At 64.4% G+C, this 17,726-nt stretch carries 17 protein-coding genes; 10 read left to right on the top strand and 7 right to left on the bottom strand.

What is annotated here, in order from left to right; translation table 11 throughout:
• Window positions 1-40: 40 nt before the first annotated feature.
• Entirely contained in the window at window positions 41-940 is a 900-nt protein-coding gene (bla, locus tag HWE04_RS16970) for a class A beta-lactamase (RefSeq protein WP_241813155.1), read from the bottom strand.
• Window positions 941-1,064: 124 nt separating this feature from the next.
• On the opposite strand from bla, the gene HWE04_RS16965 reads away from it, so the two are divergent.
• Entirely contained in the window at window positions 1,065-1,928 is an 864-nt protein-coding gene (locus HWE04_RS16965) for a LysR family transcriptional regulator (RefSeq protein ID WP_102663326.1), read from the top strand.
• A gap of 233 nt (window positions 1,929-2,161) precedes the next feature.
• Window positions 2,162-2,311 (top strand): hypothetical protein, encoded by a 150-nt coding sequence (locus HWE04_RS16960; protein ID WP_241813154.1) that lies wholly within the window; start codon window positions 2,162-2,164, stop codon window positions 2,309-2,311.
• A gap of 192 nt (window positions 2,312-2,503) precedes the next feature.
• Here the strand turns inward: HWE04_RS16960 and HWE04_RS16955 are convergent, their stop codons facing one another.
• A complete protein-coding gene (locus HWE04_RS16955) occupies window positions 2,504-2,917 on the bottom strand; it encodes a RidA family protein (RefSeq protein WP_006462806.1) in 414 nt (137 codons plus the stop codon).
• A 43-nt stretch (window positions 2,918-2,960) separates the two neighbouring features.
• Entirely contained in the window at window positions 2,961-3,920 is a 960-nt protein-coding gene (locus tag HWE04_RS16950) for an agmatinase (protein WP_006462805.1), read from the bottom strand.
• A 185-nt stretch (window positions 3,921-4,105) separates the two neighbouring features.
• Here HWE04_RS16950 and HWE04_RS16945 point away from each other — a divergent pair, with 185 nt between their 5' ends.
• The 4 genes from HWE04_RS16945 (at window position 4,106) to HWE04_RS16930 (ending at window position 8,606) form a co-directional block, all read left to right on the top strand.
• Window positions 4,106-5,005: a LysR family transcriptional regulator gene (locus HWE04_RS16945; RefSeq protein ID WP_182992664.1), complete on the top strand. Its 900-nt coding sequence runs from the start codon at window positions 4,106-4,108 to the stop codon at window positions 5,003-5,005.
• Window positions 5,006-5,318: 313 nt separating this feature from the next.
• Entirely contained in the window at window positions 5,319-6,260 is a 942-nt protein-coding gene (locus HWE04_RS16940) for a MurR/RpiR family transcriptional regulator (RefSeq protein ID WP_241813153.1), read from the top strand.
• A 151-nt stretch (window positions 6,261-6,411) separates the two neighbouring features.
• The gene (locus HWE04_RS16935) at window positions 6,412-7,200 is read left to right on the top strand and encodes a transporter substrate-binding domain-containing protein (RefSeq protein ID WP_039874933.1); all 789 of its coding nucleotides are present in this window, start codon (window positions 6,412-6,414) and stop codon (window positions 7,198-7,200) included.
• A gap of 17 nt (window positions 7,201-7,217) precedes the next feature.
• Window positions 7,218-8,606, top strand: a complete 1,389-nt coding sequence (locus HWE04_RS16930; protein WP_274620157.1) for an MmgE/PrpD family protein — start codon at window positions 7,218-7,220, stop codon at window positions 8,604-8,606.
• A gap of 5 nt (window positions 8,607-8,611) precedes the next feature.
• On the opposite strand, the gene HWE04_RS16925 is transcribed toward HWE04_RS16930, so the two are convergent.
• Window positions 8,612-9,604: a M48 family metallopeptidase gene (locus HWE04_RS16925; protein WP_241813150.1), complete on the bottom strand. Its 993-nt coding sequence runs from the start codon at window positions 9,602-9,604 to the stop codon at window positions 8,612-8,614.
• Window positions 9,605-9,611: 7 nt separating this feature from the next.
• On the bottom strand, window positions 9,612-10,709 hold the full coding sequence (locus HWE04_RS16920; protein WP_241813148.1) for a YjgN family protein: 1,098 nt from the start codon (window positions 10,707-10,709) through the stop codon (window positions 9,612-9,614).
• A gap of 343 nt (window positions 10,710-11,052) precedes the next feature.
• On the opposite strand from HWE04_RS16920, the gene HWE04_RS16915 reads away from it, so the two are divergent.
• From HWE04_RS16915 to HWE04_RS16900, 4 genes are all read left to right on the top strand, one after another.
• On the top strand, window positions 11,053-11,820 hold the full coding sequence (locus HWE04_RS16915) for a dienelactone hydrolase family protein (protein WP_241813146.1): 768 nt from the start codon (window positions 11,053-11,055) through the stop codon (window positions 11,818-11,820).
• A 172-nt stretch (window positions 11,821-11,992) separates the two neighbouring features.
• On the top strand, window positions 11,993-12,715 hold the full coding sequence (locus tag HWE04_RS16910) for a gluconate 2-dehydrogenase subunit 3 family protein (protein WP_077238325.1): 723 nt from the start codon (window positions 11,993-11,995) through the stop codon (window positions 12,713-12,715).
• Between the two features lie 2 nt (window positions 12,716-12,717).
• Window positions 12,718-14,499 (top strand): GMC family oxidoreductase, encoded by a 1,782-nt coding sequence (locus HWE04_RS16905; RefSeq protein WP_077238324.1) that lies wholly within the window; start codon window positions 12,718-12,720, stop codon window positions 14,497-14,499.
• A gap of 11 nt (window positions 14,500-14,510) precedes the next feature.
• On the top strand, window positions 14,511-15,836 hold the full coding sequence (locus HWE04_RS16900) for a cytochrome c (protein ID WP_241813144.1): 1,326 nt from the start codon (window positions 14,511-14,513) through the stop codon (window positions 15,834-15,836).
• Between the two features lie 91 nt (window positions 15,837-15,927).
• Here HWE04_RS16900 and HWE04_RS16895 read toward each other — a convergent pair whose 3' ends face one another.
• Together HWE04_RS16895 and HWE04_RS16890 are read right to left on the bottom strand one after the other, a co-directional pair.
• The gene (locus HWE04_RS16895; protein WP_006462792.1) at window positions 15,928-16,809 is read right to left on the bottom strand and encodes a carbohydrate ABC transporter permease; all 882 of its coding nucleotides are present in this window, start codon (window positions 16,807-16,809) and stop codon (window positions 15,928-15,930) included.
• On the bottom strand, window positions 16,809-17,708 hold the full coding sequence (locus HWE04_RS16890; RefSeq protein WP_241813143.1) for a carbohydrate ABC transporter permease: 900 nt from the start codon (window positions 17,706-17,708) through the stop codon (window positions 16,809-16,811). The genes HWE04_RS16895 and HWE04_RS16890 overlap by 1 nt, the downstream gene beginning before the upstream one ends.
• Window positions 17,709-17,726: the final 18 nt, after the last annotated feature.

Below are 17,726 nucleotides of genomic sequence, written 5' to 3'. Positions count from 1 at the left end.
CACCCAGCCTCCACCGAGCCTCAACTGAACACGGACGCGCTCAGCCCATCACCTGCGCAATCAGGCGACCGACTTCGGCATGCACGGCGTCGCGCCGGGCCGCTTCGGCCGTGTTCTCGGTGAGATAGACCGCAAACAGCAGCGGCGCGCCCTGCGGCGTCCACACCACGCCCACGTCGTTGGCCGTGCCGCGGTCGCCGGTCCCGGTCTTGTCTCCCACTTTCCAGCCCGCCGGCAGGCCGGCGCGCACGCGCTTGTCGCCGGTCTGGTTGGCCAGTAGCCACTGCGTGATCTGCTCGCGCGAGGCTGGTGCCAGGGCATTGCCAAGCACCACCTGACGCAGGTCGGCGGTCATGGCGGCCGGGGTGGTGGTGTCACGCGGGTCGCCGGGGATGGCTTCGTTGAGCGTGGGTTCGTTGCGGTCCAGGCGCGTGAGATCGTCGCCCAGCGTCCGCACGAAACCGGTCAGCCCGGCCGGGCCGCCCATGCTGGCCAGCATCAGGTTGGCGGCGGTATTGTCGGACAGCGTGATGGCCGCCTCGCACAACTGCGCCATGGACAGGCCGGTGCCGCCGGTGTGCTTGCCGGTGGTGGGCGAGTAGGGGACCAGGTCCTGCTTGCGATAGACGATGCGCCGTGCCAGGCGCTCCCGGCCTTCATCGACCCGGCGCAGCACCGCTGCCGCCGCCAGGAACTTGAAGGTGCTGCACATGGGGAAGCGCTCGTCGGCGCGATAGCCCCACTGCCGGCCATGGACGGTATCCACCAGCGATACGCCCAGGCGGCCGCCGATATCGGCTTCCAGCCGCGCCAGTTTCTGGACGATACTGGACGAGTCCATAGTTTTACTTGCGCCTTGTACCTCGCCAGCCCAGCTACGGCTGATCAGGCCACCGGCCGCCAGGGCCGTGAGGGCCAGGAAGTTGCGTCTTCCGGACATGTTTTCTCCTAGTAATTTGTTGATTGCGGGTTTGCGACAGGCCAGATCATAGGCAGTGGCGGCGATGACCACAATTCATGATAATTGGCCGTAGACCCAAGAAAATCTGATGCCTGGAGACTCCATGTATTTGCCGTTGAATGCCTTGCGCGCCTTCGAGATGTCGGCCCGCCACCTGTCCTTCACTCGCGCCGCCGAGCAATTGAGCGTGACCCAGACGGCCGTGAGCATGCAGGTCAAGAACCTGGAACAGCGCCTCGGCGTGGCCCTGTTCCGGCGCTTGCCGCGTGGCCTGGCGCTGACCGACGAGGGCCTGGCGCTGTTGCCGGTGGTGGCCCAGTCCTTCGGACGCATTGCCGACGTGCTGGGCCAGTTCGAGCATGGCCGTCGCCGCGAAGTGCTCACCGTGGGCGTGGTCGGCACCTTTGCCGTGGGCTGGCTGATGCCGCGCCTGCGGGAATTCCAGCAGAACCATCCCTTCGTCGACTTGCGCCTGCTGACCAACAACAACCGGGTCGATCTGGCCGGCGAGGGTCTCGATTATGCGATCCGCTTTGGCGATGGTGCATGGCATGGCACCGAGGCTGAACGTCTGTTCGAGGCGCCGCTGGCGCCGATGTGCGCACCTGCCCTGGCCGCGCAATTGCGCAGCCCTGCCGACCTGGCGAGCCAGACCCTGCTGCGTTCCTACCGCAGCGACGAGTGGAACCAGTGGTTCGCCGCCGCCGGCGCACCTTGCCCACCTTTGCGCGGCTTCGTGTTCGACTCCTCGCTGGCGCTGGCCGAAGCGGCCGCCCAGCAGGCCGGTGTAGCGCTGCTGCCGGTGCTGATGTTCGAGCGGGAGTTGCGCCAGGGGCGGCTGGTCTGCCCCTTCGAGACCGGCATCGTCACCGGTGCCTACTGGCTCACCCGCCTCAAATCCCGGCCACAGGGGACGGCCATGACGGCGTTCCGCGACTGGCTGCAGGGGCATGCGGCCGGGATGTAGGCGCGCCGGAAGTGATGATTACCTGCAACAGGAAGTCAATGTCAGAAAATTCCTGATAGACGCGGCCGCCGCATGCAAATAGAATAAATCATATAAACAATTTATACGGTTCGTGCCGGGCCGTGAAGCGGGTGATGTGGGTGGGGTGGTAAAGCCGGCATGGGTGGTTCGTCAAGCACTGACACCATCCGCCAACAGACAGCCAACAGAGGCACATTGAAAGGGGGTTAGTCATGCACTACTTCGCAAAGCTCTATCGCAAGCTGGTCGATTACCTGAACGATTCCAGCGAACTGGACACCGGTTCCCATCGTGGCGCGCCGCATAGCTGCAGCCTCTACTCGGGTTTGTCGACAATGTCGCGCGACGACTCTTCCCGCTGATCCTCCCGCCGGCGGCCCCTGGCCGCCGGATCCGGAGCGGGACTTTGCTGCCCGCACCGCCTGCCTCCTGCCACGCCCCATTTCACCGCGCCGCTCCAAAAAAAAGGCCGCATCATCGATGCGGCCCAAGTACTGCTACTTACCGGAAGAGTTCCAGTGCCGCACCTGGCGGTCACTGCATAAAGGTCTGATCTAGTCGGGAATCACCGCCGTGGCATCCACCTCGACCAGGTATTCCGGACGGGCGAAGGCGGTCACCACGATCCCCGTCGAGACCGGATAGACGCCCTTGAGCCACTTGCCCACCACCGTATAGACATCCTCGCGGAAACGCGGGTCGGAGATATAGATGGTGAGCTTGCAGATATGGTCCAGCTGACTGCCGGCTTCCTTGAGCAGCATGTCGATGTTCTTCATGGCCTGTTCGGTCTGTCCCTTGACGTCGCCGATGCAGACGCTCTCGGAGGTATCGAGGTCCTGGCCGATCTGTCCCCGCAGGAAGACCATGGTGCCGCGGGCCACCACGGCCTGGCAGAGGTCGTTGTCCAGCTTCTGTTCGGGATAGGTTTCACGGGTGTTGAACTTGCGGATGCGGGTATGGGCCATGTCGGTTCCGGAAATGGGTGGTTGGGATAGTGAGCGGGGCTTCTTACTTCTTGTCGAAATAGCCGGCGCGGATGGTGGCGCCGATGAGATTGACGATCAGGCGGCCGGCGGTGACGCCACTGATCTTGCTGGCATTGTCCTTGGCCGGCTGGATTTCCACGATGTCCATGCCCACCACGCGGCCCTTGCGCACCAGGCCGTGGATCAGCTTGCGCGCCTGCAGGAAGGTGACGCCGCCCGGCGCGGGGCCATCGACGGCCGGCATGATGGCGCAGTCCAGGCCATCGGCATCGATGGTCAGATAGTAGTTGCCGCCATCGGGAATGCGCGCCAGCACCGCATCCATGCCGATGTCGTGCAATTCATAGGCGCTGATCAGGTCGGCACCCCATTCCTTGGCGGCGCGATAGTCGGCCGGCCGCCCGCTGCCCTGGGCGCGCAGGCCGATCTGTACGATGTGCTTGACGTAGGGCAGTTCCGAGGCACGGCGGATCACGCTGGACAGGCCGTCGCGCACGCCGTTGACCTCGTCGCGCCAGTCGAGGTGGGCATCGATGTGGACCAGCGTGATCGGCCCGACTTCATCAAAGCCGCGCAGCACCGGGTTGGTGATGCCATGGTCGCCACCCAGCACGATGGGCAGGGCGCCGCCGCGCAGGATCTGGCGCACCGCGCTCTCGGCACGCTGCTTGTGCAGCTCCGGCTGGGCCAGGTCGGGCAGGACATCGCCGCAATCGACGAAGCGGATATCCTCGCGCTCCTGCAGCAGCGGGCCATCGATATCGAAGTCATAGTGGCTGGGATGACGCACCATGCGATCGCTCAGGTCGCGCAGGGCCTGCGGCGCATTGGTCTGGTCGTTGCTGTACTGCCGCGGGCCGTAGGCGGCGCCGAAGGGGACCCCCAGGACCGCGATGTCGGCCTTGAAGTCGGTGAGGTCGGTGACCAGCTCCGAATACAGCAGGGTCTTGTGGCCGGTGCGCGGTGCGGTGAGATTGTCCATGGATGGTTTCCTGATAGAAGAAATGCAGCGGGCCTGCGTGCATCGATGAGGCAGCGATGGGCCGCTGTGCATGCATTCACTGTAGTGAGTCGCGGTGATGATAGAAAATGATTCTTTTGGAGGTATAGTTTCATTTTTCGAGACTTTGCAATTTCACCGCAACGGTGCATGCAGACAGGAGCGTCATGATCAGGCTGGATTTCGATGAGCGCGACCTGCGCTCGCTGCGGGTCTTCTGCAACGTCGCCGAGGCCGGTGGTTTCGCCGCCGCCGAGCGGGTGCTGCTGATGTCCAAGGCCTCCATCAGCCGCCATGTGCGCGAGGTGGAGGAACGCCTGGGCGTGCGCCTGTGCGAGCGGGGGCCGGCCGGTTTCCGACTCACGCCCGAGGGCGAGGTGGCGCTCAAGCTGGCTACCACCGCCCTGCGTTCGCTGGAGCGCATCCGTCCCGAGATCGATGCCGTGCATGGTGTGCTGTCCGGGCCGCTGGCGCTGGGGGTGGTGGAGCATGCCCTGAGTCATCCCGATTGCAAGTTGCCGCAGGCCATCGCCGCGCTCAAGAGGCGCGCGCCCCAGGTGCAGCCGCGCATCGAGGTGATGACCTTTCCCGAACTGAACCAGGCGCTGCGCGAGCAACGGGTCGATATCGCCATTCGCGGCCGTTATCCGGGCGATGATGAATTCGATTACCTGCCGCTGTTCGTCGAGAGCCATCGCCTCTATGGCGCCGTGCGCAAGGAGGGCGGCGAGCCGCGCAAGGCGGTCTGGCCCCTGGTCTACCGGCCCCATCCCTATGTCGATCAGGTGCTGGCCGGCGATGGATACGAGCGCGGGCCGGAGGCCGGTGGCCTGGAAGCCATCGCCCTGCTGGTGGCCAGCGGTGACTATGTCGGCCTGCTGCCCACGCATTACGCGCAACTGATCGGCAAGCGTTATGCCCTGCGCGCGCGCCGCGCCAGTCCCACCTTCGTCCATCCCATCTGCGCCGTGACCGACCCGCACCGTCCTTCCACGCACCGCGCTGAACTGTTCCTCTCCCTGCTGCGCGAATTGCACATCCGCTCCGCCGCCCATCTGGCGAGCTGAGGGCGCAGCATCGCCCACGGCTTTGCGTCGGCATGGGGCGTGACGTCCCATGACGGGGCGCTGCGCCGCGGCTGACACGGTCCGGGCGCCGCGCCATCCCCACGGCGCGGGAGAGGTGGACGATGCAGCAAGGGCCGATTTCTGTTTCGTTTGTATCGCCCCCCGGTCGTCGCCGGGACGGGGCAAGCCCGGTGGCAGGCCCGTGCTGATGCAGGCCAAGCGCGGCCGCAAATGGTTCATTTGTATCGTTTGCATAGTCAATTGGCACACATGTTGCTCATGCAGGGCTATCTTCCGCCCCTTGCCCTGCATCGTGAACCAAGCTGCGCTGACCGCCCTCATCAAGGAACGCTTTGACCGCCTGCCGCGCCAGGTGCGGGAGGTGGCTGCCTTCGTGCTGGATCACCCGCATGAGGTGGCGGTGCTGTCCATGCGCGAACAGGCGCGCCTGATCCAGCTGCCACCGTCCACCATGACGCGCTTTGCCAAGGCGCTCGGGCTGTCCGGCTACGACGCCGTGCGCGAAGTGTTCAAGGCCAGCCTGCGCAGCCATGGCAGCGAATTCGGTTCACGCGCCCAGGGCCTGGTGGAGTTGCACCAGCGCATCGGCGAGGAAGCCCTGGCCATGGACCTGGTGCAGACCGCCGAGGCGCAGATACGCTCCTTCGCCAGCGGCTCCACCATGCCGGCCATCATGCGCGCGGCCAAGCTGCTGTCGGCGGCACGTGACATCTTTTGCCTGGGCCTGCGCGGTTCCTTCCCGGTGGCCTTCCAGTTCGCCCATGTGTGTGAATTCTTTGCGCGCAATGTCACGCTGGTGGATGGCGCCGGCGAGAGCGGCATCATGAAGCTGATGCATCAGCCCTCCTCGCGCGACGTGGCGCTGATCTGCAGCATGGCGCCGCATTCGCGCCGGGCCATGTCGATCGCCACCCATCTGCAGAAGGCCGGCGTGCGGCTGGTGGTGATCACCGACAGCGCCAGCTCGCCCATGGCGCGCATGGCCAGCGAAGCCATCATCGTGCCCAACAAGGGCGCGTCGTTCTTCGATACCTTACTGCCGGCTTTTCTGGTGGCAGAAATCCTGGCGGCGCTCATGGCCGCCACCGCAAAGATCAACATCAAGTCACAGATCGCCGACACCGAGAGAAAACTCTGGGGCGTGGGCGAATGGTGGGGCAGCCAGGGCGAGGAAGCCCCCGCACTGGAGCCGCGCGCGGCTGTGCCCACCCGCAACAGACGACGCCGCACCTGAAGAGGCAGCAGCGCAAAAAGCATTACCGGAGCGGCGCATGCCCGAGACATGCGACGGACAACAAGCACGCCAGAAGGCGGCAGGGGCTCGCCCCAGATTCTCGAACTTTCTTACTGCGTATCGACGGAGCTTGGCTCCAGAAAGGTTTTCCATGAAACGCCGCTCCCTACTTGCCATGCTGACTCTTGCGGCTGGCCTGGCCGTGGCCAGCTCGCCCGTGCTGGCCGACGACCTCTACAGCACCATCATGGCGCGCAAGTCCATCCGCGTGGCCGTGCCGACCGACTACCCGCCCTACGGCTCGGTGGGCAGTGACATGACCCCGCGTGGCTACGACATCGACATGGCGCAACTGATCGGCAAGAAACTCGGCGTGAAGGTCGAACTGGTGCCGGTGACCGCGCCCAACCGCATCGCCTACCTGCAGACCAACAAGGCCGACATCACCATCTCGTCGCTGGGCAAGACCGCCGAACGCGCCAAGGTGGTGGACTTCAGCCTGGCCTATGCGCCGTTCTTCGATGCGGTGTTCGGCACCAAGAAGGTCAAGGCCACCAGCTTCGCCGAACTCAACGGCAAGACCATCTCGGTGACCCGTGGCTCGATGCAGGACCAGGAGCTGGAACAGCTGGCGCCGGGCGCGGTGGTGAAGCGCTTCGAGGACAACAATGCCACGCTGTCGGCCTTCCTGGCCGGGCATGTGCAGATGTTTGCCACCGGCACCACGGTTGCCGCCGCGCTGCAGAAGATGAACCCGTCGCTGGACATGGAACTGAAGGTGATCCTGGCCAATGCGCCTTGCTACGTGGCCATGCCCAAGGGTGAATCGACCCTGCTGGCGAAGATCAACATGATCATCCGCGAAGCCCGCGCCGATGGCACCATCGACAAGTTCTCGCAGACCTGGCTGGGCGCCCCGGCCGGGCAGCTGCCGGATTGAGCGTGCCGCACTGCGCCATGACAGGCGATGCGCCGGGTGTGAGCCTCGCCATCCCTGCCATGGCACGCTGGCTGGTGCGGCAGGAGGCGGGAAGCATGCCCCCGCGCATCCGCCGCATCGCCCTGCATAGCCTCATCGATACGCTCGGCGTGATCAGCGCCGGTGGTCGCACCCGCGTGGCGGCCCATGCCCGCCTGCTGGTGCAGGGCGATGGCGCGGCCGGTACCTGTGGCCTGGCCGGCAGCGACCAGCGCACGCAGGCGCGCCACGCCGCGCTGGTCAATGCGGTGGCCGCGCATGCGCTGGACTTCGATGACAACTGCTATGCCGGTTTCGTCCACGGTTCGGCGGTGATCGTGCCGGCGGCACTGGCGGTGGCCCAGGAGGTCGATGCCGATGGCCAGGCCCTGTTGACGGCCCTGGTGGTCGGTGCCGAATGCCAGTACACGCTGGGCCTGGCAAGCGACAACCGGCTCTACCGGCGCGGCTGGTGGAGCAGCGGGATACTCGGCCCCATCGGCGCCTGCGCGGCGGCAGCCTGGCTGCTGCGGCTGGACGCGCAGCAGGCCGCGCATGCACTCGGCCTGGCCGCTGCCAGTGCGGCCGGCATCAAGGCCGGCTTCGGCACCGACGCCAAGGCCCTGCTGGCCGGACGCGCCGCCGAGGCCGGGGTGATGGCGGCCTGGCTGGCACAGGCCGGCGCCACCGGCCCGATCGATGCCTTCGAGCATCGCCATGGCGTTGCGCATCTCTTCAATGACGATCATTTCGACGGCAGCGTCTTCAGCGCGCTGGGGCAACGCTGGACGCTCGAAGATCCGGGGCTGGACGTCAAGCGCATCCCGGTCTGCCTGTCTTCGCATGCCGCCGTCGATGTGGTGGCGGAGTTGATCGCGGCGCATGGCGTGCGCAGCGAGGAGATTCTTGCCATCCGTTGCGACGTGCCACCCATTGTGATCGCCAACCTGATCCATGATCGTCCACAGACGCCGCAGCAGGCACAGTTCAGCATGCCCTTCACCATTGCGGCGGCGGTGCTGCACGACGGGCCGCGCCTGCAGGACCTTGAAGCGGCGCGGCTGGCGCAGGCCGACATGATCGCGCTCATGGCCAGGGTCAGCATGTGCAGTAGCACGCAATGGCAGGACCCGGCGCGGCAGCAGCAGGCCCCCGAGGGGGCCGAGGTCTGTATCGAATTGAGTGATGGCCGGCAGCTGCGTGGCCGTCGCGATGCGCCGCGTGGCGCAGCACGCGAGCCTTTGACGCCGGACCAGCGGCGCGAGAAATTCCTGGAATGCCTGCGCTACGGTGGCATCGACGAACGCATCGCCCACGAGCGGCTGGCACAGCTGGAAGGGATGGAGGCGCTTACTGGCGTACGCACCCTGTTCCCCTTCTCGACCTGAACGGATCAGCGCGCCCCGAGGATGTGGGCAATCCGTTCATCGTTGGCCGGATGGCTGGACAGGTAGGGTGACACGCCGCCGTCGGCACCGCCACCGGCCTGTTCCAGCTTTTCGAACACCTTCGCCAGCTTCTGGCGCGGCAGGCCGTTGGCCTGGAACATGGCGATGGCGTAGTCGTCGGCTTCGCGCTCGATGTCGCGTGAATACTTCAGGTCCAGCATTACCGTCGGGATATTGGCCAGCACCGCCGAGACGTCCCCGAACAGCACCGTCGCCGTGGCCGCCATGGCCGAACTCTGGATCAGCCGGCGCATCAGGTGGCGTCGGTGGACGTGGCCGAGCTCGTGGGCCAGCACGCCCATGAGCGCATCGTCATCGTCCAGCAGGCGCACGATCTCGTCAGTCACCACGATCTGTCCGGAGGGCAGGGCGAAGGCATTGGGACCGATGCGACTCTTGCGGAACACGATGTCATAGGCCGGCGCATCCGCCATGGGCGCCGTCAAAGCCTGGAAGCGCGCCTTGATGGCGGCCGCCCGGCGCACGTCCAGCTGGCTGGGGGCCAGCACATGCAGATCCAGGAATTCCAGCGTGCCGCGTCCGATCTGCTGATCCACCTGCACCGGCAGCGCCGCCGCGATGCCGCGCGCAGCCAGCGGCAGCAGATAGAGATAACCCAGTGCCACCACCGCGATCAGGACTGCGCAGGCGGTCAGGGCATGGCGCCAGCTCTGCTGCAGCCGCACCACCAGCGTGTCGCGGTGACCGGTCTGCTGCAGCAGATCGCGAAAGGCCTGGGCATCGATGATTTCCAGATAGGCGCCGTCGGCGAAGCTGACCTTGCGCGCCGCCCGTTTGAAGCGCTCGGACACGCGCAATTGCGAGATCGGGCAATCGCGCTCGACCTCGCCGCGCACCTGCGCCATGCCATCGACCACCGTCAGCGTCACCTGGTGACGCCGCGAGGTCTTGCCGTCGTAATAGGAAGCCTTGACCATCCCTGGCCTACATCGACAGGTCGAAGTCGAGCAGATCGCCCAGGCCCTCGCCGGTGGCCGAACCATGGGCTTCGCTGGAGGCGATGAAATCATCCAGGCCACTGGCCGGCAGCAGCGTCAGCGATTCGATGCGATACCGCAGCAGGCGGATCTGTGCGAAGGGGGTGAACAGACCCAGCGTGAAGGCGATGCCCAGGATATTGGTGAAGACGATGAAGGCAGTGCGGCCCCAACGCATCCTGCTCTGGAAGCGATGCTCGCCCAGGCGGGTGTTGTTCCAGACCAGGTTCTGCATCAAGGTCATCCACAGCGGGATGGCCAGGAAGCTCCAGGCATACAGGCACAGGGACATCAGCACCAGCTTGCCTCCCCCCATGTCGCCCGACTTGGCAAGCTCGATCAGCATGAGGCCGCCAAAGCCGACGAAGATGACCACCAGCCCGCCCAGCCATAGCCCCAGCCCGATCACGACAGCCTTGTAGAACGCACCCACCGAGCCATGGAAGGAAAAGTGCGTCGCCCCGAAGCGCGCTTCGCTGTGCTGGTAGCGCTTGAAACGCTGGTAGGCCAGCGGCGCCAGCAGGCCCAGGGAAACACTGGCCAGCATCGGCCACATCAGGAAGTTGCGGGCTGCGCCGCCGAAGCTACCGCGAAAACCGAAGCGGATGCCGCGATAGCTGGTGTTGTAGAGCTTGAACTGCAGGCTGCGCCAGATCAGCCAGGGGCCGGCCAGCACCATCATTAATGCCGCTGCCAGGCCCAGCAGTGGATTGGCCGCACCGGCGAAGTGATAGACCGCCAGCAACACCACGGCGATGATGCGGCCCTTGAGGATGGAGATGGGATTGCCGTGGTAGTCGAAGCTGCCCTCGGCCACCGAGGTATTGTCATAGAAGTAGCGCAGGCGGCGCACCTTGGCCCAGGCCGAGTAGATGCCCAGGGTGAGGATGGACAGCAAGAGATTGACGGCCCAGATGCGGAAATATTCCGAACCGCGCCCGCTGAAGACAAAAGGTTGCGGGGAAGGGGGTGGGGTGATGCTCGCTCTCGGCACTGGCTCGGGAGCTGGTTCGGACGGGAAGGGCAGGTCGATGGTGTCGTTCATGGGAGCTCTGGTTTGGATTTGTCTGAGGAAGAGGCTGCCGACGGGTCGGGCAAGAATCTATTGCTCGCAGACAAATGTCAAGCCAAGCCCTTATCCATGCGGCTTGTATGGAGATTGTAGGAAAACACCTCGCATTATGACGAGGTCAAGTGGTATGACCTCCTGCAGAAATGCACTGTTTGTGCGAACATTGTTGCCCTGATGCGGTCAAGGTGAAGGCATTGCTGAGCTGGTTTCCGGCTTGCGTTGTCAATCTGCAGCCGCAATCCGCGCCCAAATAAAAGTTTCCTGAGCGCCGGCCGGCCTCCACACCGGCCGGCGTTTTCCACCCAAAGGAGCCTCCATGTCCACGTCCTGGAACACCGCCGCCATTGCCGCCAAGCTCGGCATTGCGGTGACCGATCTTGCCCTCGAAACGATTTCCCACAGCGCCGACGGCGTCGATTACGAAAGCGTCCTGCTCTACAACAAGGCCCAGCTGCCTGTCTCGGGCGTGCTGTCGGTACCCAACTATTTCGGCCTGCGTCAGCAGGCACTGGAAATCGCCGCCACTACCATCGGAGCCGGCCATGCCATCCTGGTGGCCGACGTCTTCGGCAAGTCGGTACGTCCTACCGATGGTGACCAGGCCCTGGCCGCCATCATTCCCCTCAAGAAGGACCGTGCGGAACTGCGCCGGCGCATGCGGGCAGCGCTGAAGGTCTTGCGCGAGCAGACCTTCGTGAAGCTCGCGGCCGACAAGATCGGCGCCTGCGGCTTCTGCTTCGGCGGCACGGCCGCGCTGGAACTGGCCCGTGATAGCGCCGAACTGCGCGGCACGGTCTCGTTGCACGGTGCGCTCGATACCCCGGCGCCGGCCGAAAGCAAGATCAAGGGCGCGGTGCTGGTGCTGCATGGCGTACAGGACCCTTCGGTCCCGCGTGAGCAGGTCAATGGCTTCATCGACGAGATGAGCGCGCTGAAGATCGACTGGCAACTGGTCAACTATGGCCAGGCCGGCCACTCCTTCACCGATCCGGATGCCAACAACCCCGGCTTCTTCTATCACCGCCAGACCGCCGAGCGCGCCGCCGTGGCGCTGCAGGCCTTCTTCGGCGAAGTGCTGGCCTGAGTTCGGACCGTGTTCCTGACCCTGCCGGTCGGCGCCAGGAGCCGGCCGGCAGGGGGCATCACCACAACAACAAGAGATAGACGTCCATCAAGGGGCGGGGTGTATCCCTGTTTCCGGCCGTGGCGTAGCGTCCGTGTTTTCCCTCGTCAAATCCCACGTCCAAAGGATAGTCATGTCACAAGATAAAGAGCCGAGGCGGCGTTTCCTGCGCCAGGTATTGGCCATCGTCCCAGCAGCGACAACGCTAGGTGGCGCCACTACCGTCGCAGTCAGCCAGCAGGCAATCGCCGACAGCGGCTCACCGGGCAAGCCCCGCGCCTACACCCCCACCTACTTCAACGCGGCCGAATGGGCCTTCATCAACGCCGCCGTCGATCACCTGATTCCCTCCGACCAGTACGGTGCCGGCGCCCTCGAAACGGGCGTGCCGGAGTTCATCGACCGCCAGATGGAAACCCCCTATGGCGCCGGCAAGCTGTGGTACATGCAAGGCCCTTTCCATCCTGACAGCGTTCCCGAACTGGGTTACCAGCTCTCGCTGGTGCCGCGTGACATCTATCGCCAGGGTATCGCCGCCTGCAACGACTGGTGCAGCAAGAACCACGGCAAGGTCTTCGCCGAACTGGACAAGGCCAAGCAGCTGGAAGTGCTGAAGATGATGGAAGGCGGCAAGATCGCCTTCGAGACCGTCCCGGCCAAGACCTTCTTCAGCTTCATGCTGGGCAATACCAAGGAAGGCTACTTTGCCGACCCGATGTACGGCGGCAACCAGAAGATGGGCGGCTGGAAGATGGTCGGCTTCCCCGGCGCGCGTGCCGACTACGCCGACTGGGTCGATCAATACAACGTGAAATATCCATACGGCCCCGTGTCGATTCTGGGAGAGAAGGGCTGATCATGGCTATCAAAAAAGACAAAGTGGATGTAGTGATGGTGGGCCTGGGCTGGACCGGTTCCATCATGGGCATGGAACTCACCGAAGCGGGCCTGAACGTGCTGGCGCTGGAACGCGGCGACATGCGCGACACCAATACCGATACGCCCTATCCCAAGGCCGTCGATGAACTGAAATACTCCGTGCGCGGCGCACTGTTCCAGGACCTCTCGCGCGAGACCGTGACCATTCGTCACACCCTCTCCGACGTGGCTGTCCCGTATCGCCAGCATGGTTCCTTCCTGCTCGGCGATGGCGTGGGCGGTGCCGGTTTCCACTGGAACGGCATGATGTACCGCAACCTGCCCGAAGAGCTGGAGATGCGCACCCACCACGAGCAGAAGTACGGCAAGAAATTCATTCCCGAGGACATGACCATCCAGGATCACGGCGTGACCTACAAGGAACTGGAGCCGTTCTACGACTTCTCGGAAAAGGTCATGGCCGTCTCCGGCAAGGCCGGCAACCTCAAGGGCAAGATCGTCCCCGGCGGCAACCCGCTGGAAGGCGAACGCACCGACGAATTCCCGACCCCGCCGCTGCAATACCAGTACAGCGCCTCGCTGGTGGAAAAGGCCATGCGCGACGTCGGTTACCACCCGTATCCGGCACCCGCTGCCAATGCTTCGCAGCCTTTTACCAACCCGTATGGCGTGCGCATCGGCCCCTGCAACTACTGCGGCTTCTGCGAAAACTACGGCTGCTACATGTATTCCAAGGCCTCGCCGCAGACCACCATCCTGCCGGTGCTGTTGAAACGCAAGAACTTCGAGGTGCGCACCAAGGCCCAGGTGATCAAGGTCAACCTGGACGCCTCGGGCAAGCGCGCCACCGGCGTCACCTACATCGACGCCCAGGGCCGCGAAGTGGAACAGCCGGCTGACCTGGTGCTGCTGACCGCCTTCCAGACCCACAACGTGCGCCTGCTGCTGCTGTCCGGCATCGGCAAGCCCTATGACCCGGTCACCGGTGAAGGCGTGGTGGGCAAGAACTTCGCCTATCAGTACAACGGCGGCATCAACGTGGTCATGCCCAAGGGCACCCAGTTCAACCCCTTCATCGGCACCGGTGCCGGTGGCGTGGGCATGGACGACCTCAACGCCGACCAGTTCGACCACGGTCCGCTGGGCTTCATCGGCGGCGCCTCGATCCGTCACGTGCGCTATGGCGGTCGTCCCATCAAGCAGGCCGGCACCATGCCGGGCGAGAAGGTGCCCAACTGGGGTTCCGAGTGGAAGGCCAGCGTGCAGGACGCCTACCAGCGCACCCTGACCATCGGCATGTCCGGTTCGGTGATGGCCTATCGTGACTGCTACCTGTCGCTGGACCCGACCTACAAGGATGCCAACGGCCAGCCGCTGTTGCGCATGACCCTGAACTGGAAGGAAAACGAAGGCAAGATGCTGACCTACATCGCCGGCGAGATGGAAAAGGTGGGCCACGCCATGAACCCCGAGAAGGTGGTCAAGGCCGTGCGCAAGACTGGTTCGTCCTGGGATACCCGGGTCTACCAGTCCACCCACCTGACCGGTGGCGCGATCATGGGCACCACGCCCAAGAACAGCGTGGTCAACAAGTACCTGCAGAGCTGGGATGTTCCCAACGTGTTCGTGTATGGCGCCTCGGCGTTCCCGCAGAACATGGGCTACAACCCGACCGGGCTGGTCACGGCGCTGGCGTATCACTCCGCCAAGGCGATCCGCGAGCAGTATCTGAAAAACCCCGGCCCGCTGGTGCAGGCATAAGGATAACGACCATGATCAAGCATTATTTCATCGCCGCCTGCGCGGCAGTCATGTCGCTGTCCGCGTTGACCGCAGCAGCGCAAGGCACGACAGCGGCGCCGTCCGTCGACCAGCAACTGGTACAGCGCGGCGAATACCTGGCCAAGGCCGGCGACTGCGTGGCCTGCCACACGGCCAAGGGCGGCAAGCCGTTCGCGGGTGGTCTGGCCATCGCCACGCCCATCGGCACGGTGTATTCGTCCAACATCACGCCCGACAAGGAACAGGGCATCGGCAGCTACAGCGAGGCCGATTTCGACCAGGCCCTGCGCCACGGCATCCGCAAGGATGGCGCGTCGCTCTACCCGGCCATGCCCTATCCGTCCTACGCCAAGGTCAAGCCGGCCGACGTGAAGGCCTTGTATGCCTACTTCATGAACGGCGTGCAGGCTGATCCCACGCCCAACCGTGGCGTGGACATCACCTGGCCGCTGTCGATGCGCTGGCCGCTGTCGCTCTGGCGCAAGGTATTCGCACCGGCGGTAGCGGTCGATGGTCCCGAGGACAACAGTCCTCTGGTCCGCGGCCAATACCTGGTCGAGGGCCTGGGCCACTGCGGCGCCTGCCACACCCCGCGTGGCGTGGGCATGCAGGAGAAGGCGCTGAGCAATGACAGCAGCGCATTCCTCTCCGGCGGCGTGATCGATGGCTACCTGGCCAACAACCTGCGCGGCGATGCCCGCGACGGTCTGGGCAACTGGAGCGAGGCCGACATCGTGGCCTTCCTCAAGACCGGCCGCAACAGCCATTCCGCTGCCTTTGGCGGCATGGCCGAGGTGGTCGCCAACAGTACCCAGTACTTGACCGAGCAAGACCTGGCGGCCATGGCCACGTACCTGAAGTCCCTGAAACCGGTGAAGGAAGGCACGGCCGCGCTGGCCTATGACGACAAGACCCACCAGGCCTTGCGCAAGGGCAGCGACCAGAGTCCGGGCGCCATGGCCTTCCTGAACAACTGCGCGGCCTGCCACCGCAGCAGCGGCAAGGGCTATGACGAGACCTTCCCGACCCTGGCGCTGTCGCCCACGGTCAATGCGGAAAATCCGGCATCGCTGATCCGCATCGTGCTGGAAGGTGCAGAAATGCCCTGGACCCACAAGGCCCCGACGCAGTTCGCCATGCCGGCCTTCGGCAGCCGCCTGTCGGATCAGGAAGTGGCCGATGTGGTGACCTTCATCCGCAGCAGCTGGGGTAACCAGGCCTCGTCGGTGAGCGCCTCCGATGTGGCCAAGGTGCGCAAGCAATTGCCGGAGAAGAAGACAGTGGAGGCGGGCAGTGCGCCGCTGGCCAAGCAATAGGTTCTTCTGCTTGAGCTGCAGGTAATACGCAGCAATGAAAAAGCCCGACGTTCGCGAGGACGTCGGGCTTTCTCTTTGTGGGACGAGGTTCTTATTCCTTCACCGCCCCCGTCATCCCCGAGACGTAATACTCGACGAAGAAGGAATACACCACCGCCACCGGTAGCGAGCCCAGCAGGGCGCCGGCCATCAGGGCGCCCCAGTGGTAGACGTCGCCATCGACCAGCTCGGTGACGATGCCCACCGGTACCGTCTTCACTTCGGATGAAGAGATGAAGGTCAGGGCGTAGATGAACTCGTTCCACGACAGCGTGAAGGCGAAGATGCCGGCCGAGATCAGGCCGGGCACGGCCAGCGGGAGGATGATCTTGACCAGGATCTCCCAGCGGGTGGCGCCGTCGATGAGCGCGCACTCTTCCAGCTCATACGGAATCGAGCGGAAGTAACCCATCAACAGCCACGTGCAGAACGGGATGAGGAAGGTCGGGTAGGTCAGGATCAGCGCCCAGCGGGTGTCGAACAGGCCCAGCTTGAACACGATCGCCGCCAGCGGGATGAACAGGATCGAGGGCGGGATCAGGTAGGCCAGGAAGATGCCCAGGCCGACCTGCTTGGAACCCTGGAAGCGCAACCGTTCGATCGCATAGGCAGCAAAGACGCTGGCCGCCAGCGAGGCGAAGGTCGACACCACCGAGACGATCACCGTGTTCAGCAGCCAGGCCGGATACTGGGTGTCGAACAGCAGCTTCTTGAAGTGCGCCAGGGTCGGTGCCACCACCCAGAAGGGATTGCCGGTCTGGGAGAGCAGTTCGCCGTCAGGCTTGAAGGCGGTGATCACCATCCAGTAGAACGGGAACAGCAGCACGAACAGGAAGATCAGCAGCGGGATGTAGATCGTCACCCAGCGGCGCGGTGTCGATTGCAGGAAATCCATGCCCTGGGTTTCCTGTTGGTCGTCTTTTTTCTTGGCCATTATTTGTCACCTCCTTGTTGCCAGCCGCGACGTTGCAGGCCGAAGTACGAGAACATGATCGCTGCCAGCAGGAACGGGATCATGTAAGTGGCCATCGCCGCACCTTCACCCAGGGCACCACCGGGGATCGCGCGCTGGAACGACAGCGTGGCCATCAGGTGGGTGGCATTCAACGGACCGCCGCGGGTCAGTACGTAGATCAGCTGGAAGTCGGTGAAGGTGAACAGCACCGAGAAGGTCATCACCACCGCGATGATCGGGGTCAGCAGCGGCAGCGTCACATGGCGGAACTGCTGCCAGGGCGTGGCGCCGTCGATGGCGGCCGCTTCGTACAGCGAAGGCGAGATGGTCTGCAGCCCGGCCAGCAGCGAAATGGCCACGAACGGGATACCGCGCCAGACGTTGGCAAAGACGGTGGACCAGCGCGCATTCCAGGGGTCGCCCAGGAAGTCGATGTAGTGGTTGATCAGGCCCATCTTGGTCAGCGCCCAGCTGATGACGGAGAACTGTGCGTCATACAGCCACCAGAACGCCAGCGCCGACAGCGCGGTCGGCACGATCCAGGGCAACAGCACGATGGCGCGGAAGAAGGTCTTCAGCGGCACGTTCTTGTTGAGCAGGATGGCCAGCCACAGGCCCAGGCAGAACTTGAGGATACTGGCGCTGACCGTGTAGAACACGGTGTTGAACAGCGACAGCAGTGCCAGCGAATCGCCGGCCAGGTAGGTGAAGTTGTCCAGGCCGACGAAGCTGCCTTCGCCACCGATCTTGGTGTCGGTGAAGCCCAGCCATATGCCCAGTCCCAGCGGGTAGGTCAGGAACACCACCAGCAGGATCACGGCCGGGGCCATGAACAGCATGCCCAGTACGTTACGGTTGTTCAGGAATCGGGATAGCATGATTTGCCTCGATGAAAG

Origin of the sequence: Herbaspirillum sp. C7C2, assembly GCF_022627865.1 — a bacterium.
Classification (GTDB): domain Bacteria; phylum Pseudomonadota; class Gammaproteobacteria; order Burkholderiales; family Burkholderiaceae_D; genus Herbaspirillum; species Herbaspirillum frisingense.
The sequence above is the reverse complement of the archived record's forward strand: the minus strand, read 5'-3'. Positions and strand labels throughout refer to the sequence as shown.

Excerpts from the sequence above, each read along its gene's own strand:
- bla (WP_241813155.1), bottom strand. The coding sequence starts at position 940 with ATGTCCGGAAGACGCAACTTCCTGGCCCTCACGGCCCTGGCGGCCGGT.
- HWE04_RS16965 (WP_102663326.1), top strand. The coding sequence starts at position 1,065 with ATGTATTTGCCGTTGAATGCCTTGCGCGCCTTCGAGATGTCGGCCCGC.
- HWE04_RS16960 (WP_241813154.1), top strand. The coding sequence starts at position 2,162 with ATGCACTACTTCGCAAAGCTCTATCGCAAGCTGGTCGATTACCTGAAC.
- HWE04_RS16955 (WP_006462806.1), bottom strand. The coding sequence starts at position 2,917 with ATGGCCCATACCCGCATCCGCAAGTTCAACACCCGTGAAACCTATCCC.
- HWE04_RS16950 (WP_006462805.1), bottom strand. The coding sequence starts at position 3,920 with ATGGACAATCTCACCGCACCGCGCACCGGCCACAAGACCCTGCTGTAT.
- HWE04_RS16945 (WP_182992664.1), top strand. The coding sequence starts at position 4,106 with ATGATCAGGCTGGATTTCGATGAGCGCGACCTGCGCTCGCTGCGGGTC.
- HWE04_RS16935 (WP_039874933.1), top strand. The coding sequence starts at position 6,412 with ATGAAACGCCGCTCCCTACTTGCCATGCTGACTCTTGCGGCTGGCCTG.
- HWE04_RS16930 (WP_274620157.1), top strand. The coding sequence starts at position 7,218 with ATGACAGGCGATGCGCCGGGTGTGAGCCTCGCCATCCCTGCCATGGCA.
- HWE04_RS16925 (WP_241813150.1), bottom strand. The coding sequence starts at position 9,604 with ATGGTCAAGGCTTCCTATTACGACGGCAAGACCTCGCGGCGTCACCAG.
- HWE04_RS16920 (WP_241813148.1), bottom strand. The coding sequence starts at position 10,709 with ATGAACGACACCATCGACCTGCCCTTCCCGTCCGAACCAGCTCCCGAG.
- HWE04_RS16915 (WP_241813146.1), top strand. The coding sequence starts at position 11,053 with ATGTCCACGTCCTGGAACACCGCCGCCATTGCCGCCAAGCTCGGCATT.
- HWE04_RS16910 (WP_077238325.1), top strand. The coding sequence starts at position 11,993 with ATGTCACAAGATAAAGAGCCGAGGCGGCGTTTCCTGCGCCAGGTATTG.
- HWE04_RS16905 (WP_077238324.1), top strand. The coding sequence starts at position 12,718 with ATGGCTATCAAAAAAGACAAAGTGGATGTAGTGATGGTGGGCCTGGGC.
- HWE04_RS16900 (WP_241813144.1), top strand. The coding sequence starts at position 14,511 with ATGATCAAGCATTATTTCATCGCCGCCTGCGCGGCAGTCATGTCGCTG.
- HWE04_RS16895 (WP_006462792.1), bottom strand. The coding sequence starts at position 16,809 with ATGGCCAAGAAAAAAGACGACCAACAGGAAACCCAGGGCATGGATTTC.
- HWE04_RS16890 (WP_241813143.1), bottom strand. The coding sequence starts at position 17,708 with ATGCTATCCCGATTCCTGAACAACCGTAACGTACTGGGCATGCTGTTC.